The organism is Photobacterium sp. Hal280, assembly GCF_037162255.1.
Taxonomy (GTDB): domain Bacteria; phylum Pseudomonadota; class Gammaproteobacteria; order Enterobacterales; family Vibrionaceae; genus Photobacterium.
This window is the reverse complement of the sequence record NZ_JARLUO010000001.1, coordinates 1,345,019-1,357,069: the sequence shown is the minus strand read 5'-3', so window position 1 is coordinate 1,357,069 and position 12,051 is coordinate 1,345,019. Positions and strand designations below refer to the sequence as shown.

General features: G+C 52.8%; 12 protein-coding genes and 1 pseudogene. 3 read left to right on the top strand and 10 right to left on the bottom strand.

What is annotated here, in order from left to right; translation table 11 throughout:
- The first annotated feature begins 9 nt into the window (after nucleotides 1-9).
- Genes P4S53_RS06440 through P4S53_RS06430 form a run of 3 tightly spaced genes read left to right on the top strand, consistent with a single transcriptional unit; the run spans nucleotide 10 to nucleotide 4,728 of the window.
- Nucleotides 10-657, top strand: a complete 648-nt coding sequence (locus P4S53_RS06440) for a transglutaminase-like cysteine peptidase (RefSeq protein WP_337111945.1) — start codon at nucleotides 10-12, stop codon at nucleotides 655-657.
- 13 nt (nucleotides 658-670) lie between these two features.
- Complete coding sequence (locus tag P4S53_RS06435; RefSeq protein ID WP_337111944.1) at nucleotides 671-2,605, top strand: EAL domain-containing protein; 1,935 nt, start codon at nucleotides 671-673, stop codon at nucleotides 2,603-2,605.
- Complete coding sequence (locus tag P4S53_RS06430) at nucleotides 2,602-4,728, top strand: type I secretion system permease/ATPase (protein WP_337111943.1); 2,127 nt, start codon at nucleotides 2,602-2,604, stop codon at nucleotides 4,726-4,728. The genes P4S53_RS06435 and P4S53_RS06430 overlap by 4 nt, the downstream gene beginning before the upstream one ends.
- Before the next feature lie 146 nt (nucleotides 4,729-4,874).
- Here the strand turns inward: P4S53_RS06430 and P4S53_RS06425 are convergent, their stop codons facing one another.
- The 10 genes and pseudogenes from P4S53_RS06425 to P4S53_RS06380 form a co-directional block, all read right to left on the bottom strand.
- Nucleotides 4,875-5,366 (bottom strand): M23 family metallopeptidase, encoded by a 492-nt coding sequence (locus P4S53_RS06425; protein WP_337111942.1) that lies wholly within the window; start codon nucleotides 5,364-5,366, stop codon nucleotides 4,875-4,877.
- Complete coding sequence (locus tag P4S53_RS06420) at nucleotides 5,312-5,992, bottom strand: hypothetical protein (RefSeq protein WP_337111941.1); 681 nt, start codon at nucleotides 5,990-5,992, stop codon at nucleotides 5,312-5,314. Before P4S53_RS06420 ends, P4S53_RS06425 begins: the two co-directional genes overlap by 55 nt.
- A gap of 256 nt (nucleotides 5,993-6,248) precedes the next feature.
- Nucleotides 6,249-6,620 carry a zf-TFIIB domain-containing protein gene (locus tag P4S53_RS06415; protein ID WP_337111940.1) on the bottom strand — a complete coding sequence of 124 codons (372 nt, stop codon included), beginning with the start codon at nucleotides 6,618-6,620 and terminating at the stop codon, nucleotides 6,249-6,251.
- A gap of 193 nt (nucleotides 6,621-6,813) precedes the next feature.
- The gene (locus tag P4S53_RS06410; protein WP_337111939.1) at nucleotides 6,814-7,287 is read right to left on the bottom strand and encodes a heme-degrading domain-containing protein; all 474 of its coding nucleotides are present in this window, start codon (nucleotides 7,285-7,287) and stop codon (nucleotides 6,814-6,816) included.
- Entirely contained in the window at nucleotides 7,284-8,324 is a 1,041-nt protein-coding gene (locus P4S53_RS06405; RefSeq protein WP_337111938.1) for an oxidoreductase, read from the bottom strand. Before P4S53_RS06405 ends, P4S53_RS06410 begins: the two co-directional genes overlap by 4 nt.
- A 1-nt stretch (nucleotide 8,325) precedes the next feature.
- The gene (locus tag P4S53_RS06400) at nucleotides 8,326-9,093 is read right to left on the bottom strand and encodes a DeoR/GlpR family DNA-binding transcription regulator (protein ID WP_337111937.1); all 768 of its coding nucleotides are present in this window, start codon (nucleotides 9,091-9,093) and stop codon (nucleotides 8,326-8,328) included.
- Between the two features lie 189 nt (nucleotides 9,094-9,282).
- Nucleotides 9,283-9,815, bottom strand: a pseudogene (gene leuE / locus P4S53_RS06395) (leucine efflux protein LeuE).
- Nucleotides 9,816-10,042: 227 nt separating this feature from the next.
- Nucleotides 10,043-10,663, bottom strand: a complete 621-nt coding sequence (locus P4S53_RS06390) for a LysE family translocator (protein ID WP_337111936.1) — start codon at nucleotides 10,661-10,663, stop codon at nucleotides 10,043-10,045.
- Between the two features lie 104 nt (nucleotides 10,664-10,767).
- Nucleotides 10,768-11,619, bottom strand: a complete 852-nt coding sequence (locus tag P4S53_RS06385; RefSeq protein ID WP_337111935.1) for an AraC family transcriptional regulator — start codon at nucleotides 11,617-11,619, stop codon at nucleotides 10,768-10,770.
- Nucleotides 11,620-11,702: 83 nt separating this feature from the next.
- Complete coding sequence (locus P4S53_RS06380) at nucleotides 11,703-12,050, bottom strand: GFA family protein (protein ID WP_337111934.1); 348 nt, start codon at nucleotides 12,048-12,050, stop codon at nucleotides 11,703-11,705.
- Nucleotide 12,051: the final 1 nt, after the last annotated feature.

Here is a 12,051-nt window from a genome sequence, read left to right as displayed (position 1 = left end):
TGGTTGTTGATGACATGGCTTTTACTTGCGCCCCCGCTGCATGCCTTCAATGAACAGGAACAGGCGGCGTTTGATCGCGTCACGGCTTTTTATGGTGAGCGCGCAGGCAAACGGATGATCGCCTGGCGGCAGCTGCTGGCGTCCGTTTCCCATCAGCAGGAAAGACAGAAGCTGGAACAGGTCAACCGCTTTTTTAATCAGTTTACGTTTCTGAATGATATTGAAATCTGGGGAGAAAATGACTACTGGGCGACGCCCTCTGAGTTTCTCGGCGCTGCTGGCGGCGACTGTGAAGACTTTACGATTGCCAAATATTTTTCGTTGCGGGAACTGGGCGTTGAGGATCAGAAACTGCGTCTTGTTTATGTCAAATCGCTCAGTCGGAATCAGTTCCATATGGTCCTGGCCTATTATGCTACCCCGAGCGACGTCCCTGTTTTGCTGGATAACCTGGTTCCTGACATCAAACCTGCGACCGAACGCCGTGACTTGCAGCCCGTTTACAGCTTTAACGGCAGTCAGTTATGGCTGATGAAGCAACAGGGACAAGGACAACTCGCCGGTCAGTCTTCGCGCCTCAAACGCTGGACCAATCTGAGAGAGCGCTTTGACGCGCAGACACTGGCACGCCCTGTCATTAATCTGGACCAGCCATAGAAGGAAGGGACGCATGACACTCTACCGGCAACTCATTCTCTGGTTATTCCTGATCTTTGTGCTGCTGCTGGTGAGTGTCTTCTCGGTTCAGATCCACAATACCCGCGCCTACCTGCTCAATCAGCAAACGATTGAGACAGACAATGCTGTGAATGCCGCCGGGCTGGCATTAACGCCTTATCTTGAGATGAAAGATTTGATTGGCGCAGAATCTGTGATTAACGCCATGTTTGACGGCAGCTTATATCAGCGGGTTTCTCTCAACATCCTCACGCCTCAGAGCCAGATCCTGAGGGAATACCCGCCGGGTGCCTTTGCAGTGCCTGAGTTTTTCCGTCGCTGGCTGCCAATCGATCCGCAGTCACGTTCAGTCACGCTCACCAGCGGCTGGATGCAAACCGCCGAGCTGTCGGTGACCAGCAATCCCGCTGCCGCTTACCAGCAGCTGTGGCAAAGCGCTGTTCAGTTATTTCTGGTTCTGTCGGCCATACTCGGTCTGGGCGCAGCGGCTTTACTGCTGGGCCTGAACCTGATCATCCGCAAACCGCTGAACCGGCTTCGGACCAAAGCCCAGGCCATTTCCCGCAATGACTTCGGGGCGCCGCTGCCCTTACCGGCCACCAAGGAACTGCGCGATGTGGTGGACGCGTTTAACCAGATGAACCGGCAGATACGCCACCATTTCAGGCAGCAGGCGGAAGAAGCCGACAGACTTCGCATTCAGGCATATCAGGATCCCGTTTCCGGACTGGCAAACCGCCGTTTTCTGCTCGCAAAGCTCGCTGCTCTGGTGCCGGATAAGGGCCACGGGGGAATTGTCCTGTTGCGTGCCGACATCATTCAGGATATTTATCAGCAACAGGGATTCCGCGCTGGCGACAGCCTGGTCTCAGCCCTGTCGCGTCAACTGACAACATTGCTTGGCCCGAAGGCCACCCTGGGCCGGCTCAGTCAGTCAGAATTTCTCTATGTCGGACCGGCTCAGTCGCGAACAGACCTGACTGACATTGCCGGACGCATGCTCGCCATCACAGAGAAATGTCATCCGGTGCCGGAGGGCGTGGCTGAACACAACAGCAGCGTAGCCGTTGTCATGAAAGGAAAAATGCAGGCAGTGTCTGATTTGCTGGCAGCGGCAGATAATGCCGTCAATCAGGCGTCCACTCAGGCAGGCCTACCGCTGTGCGTTATCGGCGACGATACCCATTTACCCACTTTTGGCCGCCAGCAATGGCAATCGCTGGTTGCTCAGGCAATCAAGTCAGATCAACTGGCATTCAGTTTTCAAACGGCCATTGATCAGAAAAACCAGCCTTTATTCAGAGAAGTGTTTACCAGTGTGGAACATCAGGGCCAGTCTTACCGGGCGCAATTTTTCCTGCACGCGCTGGATACGCTGGAGGATGGCGCCAGCCTTGATCGTTATGTGCTCAGCAAGATGGCAAAAATCGCAAGCCAAAACACTGCGAGTCCAGTGGTACCCTTTACCGTCAACCTTAGCCTCAGCAGCATTCGCACCGCGGGTTTCCTCCGCTGGCTGGCTGGGTTCATGACGATGCACCGCCACCTTAGCAGCAAGCTATTGTTAGAAATTCCTGAGGCAGCTTTTGTGCAGCATATTGAGTTTGCCAGCCTGCTGTGCGACATCATTCGTCATTATGGATTCCGCTTCGGAATCGATAACTATGGCCACCATTTCAGTACCTTAGGCTATCTTCAGCGATTTAAACCTTATTATGTCAAGCTGGATTACGCCTATACCGGCCAGTTAGATCAAAAGATAAAAACCGAGGTTCTCCGCGCTGTGACCCGCGCGGCAGACAACCAGAATATCCTGACCATCGCCATCCGGGTTGAAACCCAAGCACAGATGAATACACTGGCGGGCCTTTCAGTCACGGGCTTTCAGGGCTATGTGGTCGACAGTCTGTTAAGGACCTCACCATGACCGATCCCTTACTGCTCGCCCTGATCTGCGTCAGCCGTCACTATGGGGTGGCTAACACACCTGATGCGCTCATTGCCGACCTGCCGCTACCAGACGGGCAACTCACCCCCTTTCTGCTACCCCGTGCCGCAGAAAAAGCCGGGCTCGATGCAAAAGAAGAAAAAATGGCACTGGAAAAGCTGCCGCCCATGCTGTTGCCAGCCATACTGCTGCTGAAAGGCAACAATGCCTGCGTTGCCGTCAGTATTGACCATGAAAAACAGCAAGTGGCGGTTATTTCGCCTCAGTTTGAAAGCAAAGAGCGCTGGATAGCTTTTTCAGAATTGAATGACAGTTATACCGGTCACCTGTTTCTGCTCAAAAAACGGTTTCGCTATGACGAGCGCTCGCCGGAATTGCTCAAACCCACACAGGGACACTGGTTCTGGGGCACGCTCTGGCTGTCGAGAAATATCTATCGCGATGTGTTTATTGCCTCGATACTGATCAACCTGTTTGCTATTGCCACCCCGCTGTTTACCCGGCTGGTTTACGACAAAATTGTGCCGAATCAGGCATTTGATTCACTTTGGGTGCTGGCCAGCGGCATCACGCTGATCTTTGGCTTCGACTTTGTGCTCAAGCTAATGCGCAGCTATTTCATTGATGTGGCGGGTAAAAAGTCCGACATTCTGATATCTGCCAAGCTGTTTGCCAAAGTCATGGGGCTGCGGATGGAAGCCAGGCCACCTTCGGTCGGAGCCCTGGCCCGGCATCTGCAGGAATTTGAAGCCATCCGGGAGTTTTTCACCTCAGCGACCATTACCTCACTGATTGACCTGCCCTTTGCGATATTGTTTCTGGTGGTGATCTGGCTGATTGCCGGTCCTCTGGTGATGATTCCCCTGATTGCCCTGGGCTTTCTGATTCTCTACAGCCTGCTGGTACAACGGCCTTTGCGAAGAAGCATCGAAGAAGGCTCGCGCCTGTCGTCACAGAAACACGCCAACCTGATTGAAAGCCTGTCCGGACTGGACACCATCAAACGGTTCGAAGCGCAAAGCCAGTTTCAGTACAAATGGGAAGAAGCAGTGGCGCACATGGCCAACTGGAGTATTAAATCACGGCGCCTGACCGATTCAGTACAGAACACTGCCGGATTCTGCCAGCAGTTTGTCACTGTCGGCATGATCGTGTTCGGCGTGTATCAGATTGCCGCCGGCGAGCTCACTATGGGCGGTCTGATTGCGGTCTCTATGCTCAGCAGCCGCGCGGTCGGGCCTTTGGTGCAACTGGCTTTACTGTCGACCCGCTACCACCAGGCAAAATCTGCCAAAACCATTATCGAGCAGCTCATGGCCTTACCGGTCGAGCAAGAAGCTGATAAGCGGTTTCTGCATCGCGCCGCCTTGCAGGGCCGGATTCAGTTCAGCCAGGTCAGTTTTCAATATCCCGGCCAGCAGCGCATGGCAATCAAAGATCTGGATCTGACCATAGAACCGGGTGAGAAAGTCGCCATCATTGGCCGGGTCGGTTCCGGCAAAACCACCATCGAGCGTTTGATCATGGGGCTCTACAAACCCTCGGCAGGTTCGATCAGCCTTGATGACACGGATATCGGCCAGCTGCACCCCACCGACATCCGGCGCAATATCGGCAGTGTGCCGCAGGATCTGATGCTCTTTTATGGCTCGGTGCGCGATAACATTACCCTGGGCCGACCACAGGTCAGTGACGAGGCGATCCTTCGTGCCGCAGAGCGCGCTGGTGTCACCGCCTTTACCCGACAGGATGAAGCCGGGCTCGACCGTCAGGTCGGCGAAGGCGGGCAGGCACTTTCCGGTGGACAGAAACAGGCGATTGCCATCGCCCGCGCCCTGCTCACAGAGCCCAAAATCCTTGTGCTGGACGAACCCAGCAGCAGCATGGACAACAAAGCCGAACAGGCACTCAAGCACGAATTAAACACACTCAGCAATGACGAAACCCTGATCCTGTTCACTCATAAAACCAGCATGCTGGATATTGTTGACCGCATTCTGGTTCTCGAACAGGGCCAGCTTGTTGCCGACGGTCCCAAAGAGCAGGTGCTGCAGCAACTCAGGACTGGAAAATTAAGTGGCGGAAAAATGGGAGCTGGGTGAGATCGGCGTGGCATAACAAGCTCAATCCGTTCCTCCCTCTTTTCAAGGGGAGGGAAAATCCGTGCTCACAACAAGCTCAGTCAGTTCCTCCCCCTTTTCAAGGGGGAGGGAATCTTTCGTGTGCAATGCAAGCTCTGTTTCAAGAATCACATCACCGGATTGTCTATCCGGCGCCAGAAGCAGATTTTCTGATTGCTGCGCTGATCCACCAGCCAAGTATAGCTGCAGTTATCGTCGTAGCTGTAGCGTCCGGTCTGAACCTGATATGGCCCAAAACTGGTGCCTTGCATCGACTGGAAGCGCCCCTGATACAACAGTGAAAAGTGCAGATGCGGCCCGGTTGACGACCCGCCCTCACACAAAGCGGTCGAGCGATTGTTGGCGTAAGTACCCAGTTTGGTATTTTTGTTGACCCATTGGCCATTGGAGACCTGAACACCGTCCATGTGGTAGTAATTGGTCGCCCAGCCGTTCGGGTTGGTGACCCGCACCTGACACCGTGATAACACCGTGGCATAGCCGTCGTGAGCTGCGGTGACGCTGTACGTCGCTCCGCCCCAGGCTGGCCAGTCGTACGAGACATCTATCGAAGAAAGCGGAAAGCCTGATCCGCTGTGCGCATGCGGCCCGTTCGGCACCCAGCTGTAGCCTTGGAACCAGGGCATCTGCATAAAGCCGGAAGGGGAGCGAGCGTGCTGACGGCACGCGATTGCGCACGGCTCTGCTGCTTTGGCGCCGGTTCACCAAACCAGGCCAGATAGGATTGCGACCATGCTGCGGCGCGCTGCGGATCATTCAGTGTGCTGAGAATTGCCAGCGTCGACGCATTGGTCGGAATGGCTGTGTCAGCCTCATAGCGGTAAAAATACTGCGAAAGATGATTGGCAACGCGTTTGATCGCTTCTTTGAACTGAATGTCTTGCGCTTCGTTAACATCCGCGTCCGGTTGCCAGTCTTCCGTCAGCAGGACAGTGACCAGGATGACTCTGGGATCAACCCCAGTCGCGCCGCTCCAGTGCATCAGGGTTTCTTTCAAGGAACCCCAGTTCGGGGCGAAACTGTCAAAAAACGCCTGTTCATCAAACGGGTTCTGATAGGGTCTGAATACAAAATCTTCATCAGACACCAGCGGCTGAATCTCCCTGCCCTGATCAATCATGTGTTGAGCAACAGGTGAACCGGGTACAGCGGGATACAGGTCATGAGCCAGCGCGACAGAACTGGCAATGAAAGGAAAAACCATGAACGCTATCGATTTTTTCATCACGATGATCTCCAATTGCTTAGATGCAATGTGGAGTTTGGCAGGCTGAGTATGCTTCAGAAAAATAATCTGTATTTTTGCGAGTTAACAGAAGATTGAATGTAATTATGTGCAATTGACAGATAATACAATTTGACTCTGGGTGATATCGGGCCGTAAGTGCTGCAACTTTCCGGCCAGGCAACCGCGACGGGATCAACGCATACACGCCAATACCAATCGCAGTGCTCTTCTAATGTAGCAACCTCAATGGTACTTACAGACGCTCTTGAACCAGGAAGCGCTTGAAGAAATCAGACAAATCGATTTTTGCCAGATCCTTGAACTCTCCGGCATCATAAAAACGGCCTTTACAAGTCGGGCAGCTTTCAAACCAGATATGAGGTTGTTTCGGATCAACCAGTCTGAGCAGCTTATTGCTTGGACAGACAGGGCATTCAATCTGGTCGATACCGTTAAATGTTTTACCAATCCCGGCATCCCCGATATCAACGGCATCGGCCAGCGGCTTCATTTTTTCGATTTCGTAAGCGTCCAGCCATAAACCTTTGCAAGCGGAACAGCGCTCAATATCACCCAGCGGGGTTGTAATATGCTCAAACTTCGAATGACACTTGGGACATTGCATTCGAGACTCCTTTTATTATTGTCTTTCAATTCAGTTGCATACTACATTCATGCCGCAATTGAATCATAGACAAATTGTTTTATATCCTTCTGTTTTGTGATTCTCATGGAAATGTCACTGGTTTCGAGCGCCTGCGCCATGATGCGCGTTCGCCAAACGCCGAAAAAAACCGCTCAAATGAGCGGTTTCACGGTTACTTTCCCGGTCGGGACTGAAAAATTTGCTGCAATGCCTCCGTCACCAGTTGGTGATCTGCCTCCTGGGGTAAGCCGGAGACTGTCACCGCGCCCACCAGCCCGCATCCTTGAATGCGCAGCGGAAAAGAGCCGCCATGCGCACAGTATTCCCGCGCATCGATGTGGCGCTGGCTCTCAAACTCCCGCTGCTTGCGGGCGTTGTACTGTCCAAGATAATAAGAGCTTTTACCAAACCGCAGCACGCTGTTGCGTTTGCGGCGAATCCAGTCCTGATGATCCGGGTTCGTGCCCGCCATGGCATAGCTGAACAGAATCTGGCCAAATGCGTACACTTCGATCGCCACAAAGGCCTGCTTCGCTTCAGCCAGATTTTTCAGCAAGGTTCCCAGCGCCCAGGCGGTCTCGTGATTAAACTGCTCAAGCTGCAAGTCCGCTTCCTGCTGTGCCAAAACGTCCAGGGTCAGGCTCATGCATCCACCTTCATGGTTTGCCCCAACCGGCTGCTTTCCAGCGCCAGTTGAATCAGCTTGATATTCAGCAACGCCTCTTCGGCCGGAACCGGATTCGGTGTGCCGAGTCGAATCGCATCTGTTACACCGGCAAAGTAATGCTGATAGCCACCCAATTCAGTCGCAATGATTTGCGAACCATCTTCCTGATGCAACTGACCATAATGGGCTGCGTCCTCTGCTGCCCATGTTGGCTGCTCGGGTTTTACGCCGGCTTTGAGGTAATCTTCCTGTGGATCCAGGCCATATTTCTCGTATTTACCCAGTGAGCCCAGCACTTTAAAGCGCAAGTTCGGCTCCGGGCTGTACAGGTTCGAATGCAGCTGCACCAAGTGATCCGGGTACTGAAGGATCAGGTTGTAATAGTCGATGGTTTTCGCCCCCGGCCGCATGGCCATACACTGGGCCGTCAGGGCCTGAGGCTTGCCGAACAGTGCCAGCGCCTGATCCAGCAGGTGCGGTGCCAGGTCAAACAAAATACCGCCACCGTCTTCAGACATTTCCCGCCAGCGCTGACGCACCACGGGGCGAAAACGGTCAAAGTGTGATTCAAAGTACTTCACCTCGCCCAGCCTGCCGTCTTCCACCAGCTTTTTCACGGTCAGGAAGTCGCCATCCCAGCGGCGATTGTGGAAAACACTCAGCACCAGCCCTTTTTCTTCGGCTAAGGCAATCAGGGCTTCGCCATCTTCCACTTTGGTGACAAAAGGCTTTTCGACGATGACGTGCTTGCCGTTTTCCAGCGCCAGTTTCGCCAGACGAAAGTGCACGTCGTTGGGCGCTGTGATGATCACCAGTTCGGCATCACTGTCGGTCAACAGGGCATCAGCATCGCTGAAACAGGTCACGCCAGGGTAATCGGCGGCAACCGCCGCGGTCTGGCTGCTGCTGATCGCGGTCAGCGCCAGCTCATCCATCGCCGCAATGAAAGGCAGGTGGAAGGTTTTTGCAGAAAAACCGTAGCCAATGACGGCTGTTTTTACCGGAGAATATCGCATATCAAAGCGGTCCTTGTGTGGTGGAAGCCACGATCACTTGAATGTCGTGGCTGTCAAAGCATTCGGCGTAAGCGTTTGTAAGTGGTTGGTCTGTGATGAGTACATCAATGCCATCCAGGCCACAGACATGATGAAAATTATTCTGGCCCAGTTTGTGCTGCTCGCACACCACAACCACCTGCTGCGCCTGAGCCATCATGGCTTTTTTGAGCGAGGCTTCCTGTTCATTATTAGTCGACAAGCCATGTTCTGATAATGCACAGACGCCGATAAAGGCTTTATTTACCCGATAGTCAGCCAGCTGCTTTTCAGCCTGATGGCCTAACACCGCGCGGTGGAAAGCATCAAATTTACCGCCCAGTAAATGCACGGCAACATGAGGGTTGTCCGCCAGTTGCTGCAAAATATCAACCGAGTTGGTAATGACAGTCGCAGGCTGGCGAATGTATCGCGCCATCAAGGTCAGTGTCGTGCTGGTATCAAGTAACAGATGATCATCGGCGTCGATCAGTTGTGCCGCGCACCGAGCAAGCCCTTGCTTGGCTTCACTGATCATTTTGCCGGAATAGGGTTCAAGACGGGCCGATACCGAGGCTCTGACCGCACCGCCACGGATACGCTGGATACCCGGCTGCTGAGTCAGCTTCACCAGATCACGGCGGGCAGAATCGCGAGAAACAGTAAATTGCTCACAAATGTCATTGAGGGTCACCTTCCCTTGCTGTTCGATCAGCGAAGTCAGGTGAATCAGGCGTTCTTCTTGAGTCATACACTCAAAACCACTTAAGTATTTTCAAGTGATTTTGACAGAGAAGAACACAAATGCCAATCAAATACTGTCTCGAGTCATGCGCTGCGGCGCATTTCAACAGCGCGGTACTGGGTGTATGTTCCAGAGCAGAATGGGATGAAAGGTTCAGGAATTGTGTTCCTGAACCTGGTTTATCACCAATGGCGCTTAGGCATTCGACATGGCCAGCCGGGCAGCAAAACCGATAAACAGCGTGCCCATCAAAGCATTGCCTATCTTCTGCATGCCTTTGCTGGCACGTACCAACTGGGTGATGTAGGCGCCTGCAATAATCAGCACGCTGAGAAAAATCAGGCTGATGATTTCAAGTACCGCCGCCAGAATCAGAAATGGCACTCCGGGACTGGCGTAGCTCATATCAATAAACTGCACAAAGAAAGACACGTAAAACAAAATGGCCTTGGGATTGGTCAAACTGAGTATCAGGGCTTTGCGGAACACCTTTTTACCCTGTAGCGCCGGAGACATGTCTGCCGATTCGCGGGACCGAAATGCGCTGTATACAATCTTCCCCCCAGAAACAACAGATAAATCGCACCAAGATAGCGTACCAGGGTAAACAAAATCGGTGTTGTCTGAATCAGGGTCGCAACACCGGCATAGGCGCAGAAAATTAACACAGCATCGCCGATAAACACGCCCGTTGCCGCCAGGTAGCCTTGCCTGATCCCCTGCCCCATGCCGGTTTTCAGCACAAACAGAGAGTTAGGCCCGGGCAGCAGCACAATAAAGATGGCACCGACCACATAGGCCCAAAAATTCAACACCCCGTATTCCGCAAACATTGCCCCTCCCGACTGAACGACTTCAGACCATACTGATATACAGCAATATATACGTTTTATGATTGCATGCAATCAGAGCATGAAATCGCGCATATCTGAAGCAGCGCAGCCACTTTCATAGGCTATCCCCCGTGTTGCCAGATTGGATTATCAACCAGCAACCAGACAGCAACAACCATCAGCGATGCGAAGTAAATATAGCCCTGTACTTTCTGATTTTTGCTGTCACCAGCCAGTTTCGCTAACAAGCCGCCGGCCCAGATCCACACCAGATGCATGGAGATATTGAGAATGGCAAGCCACACCACTAACACCCACACCGACTGGTCGCCGTATTCCTGATACGCTTTTTCTGAAAACAGGGAAAACATGAGCAAGACCAGCAGCCAGCCTTTGCTGTTGAGTAATTGAATGATCACGCCATCGTAAAACCCTAAGCGCTTTTGCTGCCCGTTGTGCTCAAGCAGACTGGTTTTCAGAAAACCCACCGCCAGATAAATAATATAGATAGCTCCCGCGCACTGTAATAACTGCAGCGCCAGCGGATACTTTTGAATGAGCGCGCCCAATCCCAGCCCAATCAGTAAGGACTTGATCAAAAACACTGTGTCTATCCCCAGCAGCAATGGCAGAGAGCGCCGGACCCCGACACTGGCACCAGAGGCGGCAAACACGATATTCGCCGGCCCCGGACTGAACACTAATGGCAACATGACACCCAACCACAATAATAAGAAACTCATCTGTTTATCTCCGTTTCATTCAACACTTCTGATCCGTGTAACCTCAGGCTACGGGTATATGCTAAACACCGGAGAGAATGGCTTCTTGTATGAAATTGCAGTTGCTAAGCTTGTATCGCGTAATGCTTGGGAGGCACGCCAAAAGCGCGTTTAAAGTTGCGGGTGAAATGGCTTTGATCAAAAAAGCCGCAGTGGAGCGCCGTCTCAACACAGCTGTGGCCCTCCAGTAACAGTGTTTTGGCTTTCTGCACCTTTGTCAGCAGCAAAAACTGGTGCGGCGTCAGCCCGTAGTGGGATTTAAAAGCCCGGATAAGTTTGAATTTCGTCAGACCGCTCACGGTTTCCAGCGCCTCCAGGGTGACATTGTCCTGCCAGTTGTCGTGCAGGTAGTCCCGGATAACACCCGTATGCTTCTGTGTATGCCCAACCTTGTCGGCATCACGACCGGCATTGCCGTATTGCGTAAACAAGGATTCAAGCGCCACCGTGAGCAAAGACTGTTTGGTCAGATCAAAACTGGTGGCTTCAAAGGCCACATGAAGTTGAAGCAGCAAATCAAACAGGGCCGGATTGTCGATCACAGAGCGGTCGATGATAGGATCAACGCCTTTGTCGCTGTCAGCAAAATGCTGTTCGATCATCTCCGGAGCAAAGTAAAACATCCGGTATCGCCATCCTTGCTCACTGCCCGCAAAACCCGTGTGCACTTCCGAGGGATTAATCGCCACGATTTGACGCTGAGGAACCACGATGTTGCTGCCCCGGTAAAATAGCCCTTCTGCGCCTTCTTCTATCACACCAATGGCCAGTTCTTCATGCCAGTGACGGGAGAATTCAAACTGAGTAAACGAGGCGGACAGCAGTTCAATGCCGGAAAATTGCGCTGGCCGCCAAAGTGTCGAAAATTCCCTGTTTCCTGCGACCAACTTCGCCCCCTGTTTTGTCTGTTCAACCATGCAACTCCGCAACTCCGCAACTCCGCAACTCCGCAACTACGCAACTACGCAACAGGTGACATCATCACACCAGCAAGATCAGATTACAACGACCGGCCATCAAAATGCTTCACCGCAATTGCATCCAGATCGATACCGTCAATACATCGGATATTGATGGCGACCATGGCGTTGCCCTGCGGGTCTGTCGCTTCCGCATAAGGGTGAATACCACACGTCGGGCAAAACCTGTGCTGAATCGCATGCTGGTTAAAGGTGTAAGTGCTTGCTGCGCTGTCTTGCGACAGCAACTTGAATTCACTGCGGGGCACAAACCACAATAACGAACCTTTTCGCTGACAGATAGAGCAGTTACAAGCCAGTGCTTCCTGAATCTCTCCTTCCACCTCAAAAGCAACATTGCCGCAGTGGCAGCTTCCCTGGTATTTCATC

Bases quoted from the DNA above. Each gene is read 5' to 3' on its own strand.
- P4S53_RS06435 (WP_337111944.1), top strand. From the start codon at position 671: ATGACACTCTACCGGCAACTCATTCTCTGGTTATTCCTGATCTTTGTG.
- P4S53_RS06420 (WP_337111941.1), bottom strand. From the start codon at position 5,992: ATGAAAAAATCGATAGCGTTCATGGTTTTTCCTTTCATTGCCAGTTCT.
- P4S53_RS06440 (WP_337111945.1), top strand. From the start codon at position 10: ATGACATGGCTTTTACTTGCGCCCCCGCTGCATGCCTTCAATGAACAG.
- P4S53_RS06385 (WP_337111935.1), bottom strand. From the start codon at position 11,619: ATGGTTGAACAGACAAAACAGGGGGCGAAGTTGGTCGCAGGAAACAGG.
- P4S53_RS06415 (WP_337111940.1), bottom strand. From the start codon at position 6,620: ATGCAATGTCCCAAGTGTCATTCGAAGTTTGAGCATATTACAACCCCG.
- P4S53_RS06405 (WP_337111938.1), bottom strand. From the start codon at position 8,324: ATGCGATATTCTCCGGTAAAAACAGCCGTCATTGGCTACGGTTTTTCT.
- P4S53_RS06390 (WP_337111936.1), bottom strand. From the start codon at position 10,663: ATGAGTTTCTTATTATTGTGGTTGGGTGTCATGTTGCCATTAGTGTTC.
- P4S53_RS06400 (WP_337111937.1), bottom strand. From the start codon at position 9,093: ATGACTCAAGAAGAACGCCTGATTCACCTGACTTCGCTGATCGAACAG.
- P4S53_RS06430 (WP_337111943.1), top strand. From the start codon at position 2,602: ATGACCGATCCCTTACTGCTCGCCCTGATCTGCGTCAGCCGTCACTAT.
- P4S53_RS06380 (WP_337111934.1), bottom strand. From the start codon at position 12,050: ATGAAATACCAGGGAAGCTGCCACTGCGGCAATGTTGCTTTTGAGGTG.
- P4S53_RS06410 (WP_337111939.1), bottom strand. From the start codon at position 7,287: ATGAGCCTGACCCTGGACGTTTTGGCACAGCAGGAAGCGGACTTGCAG.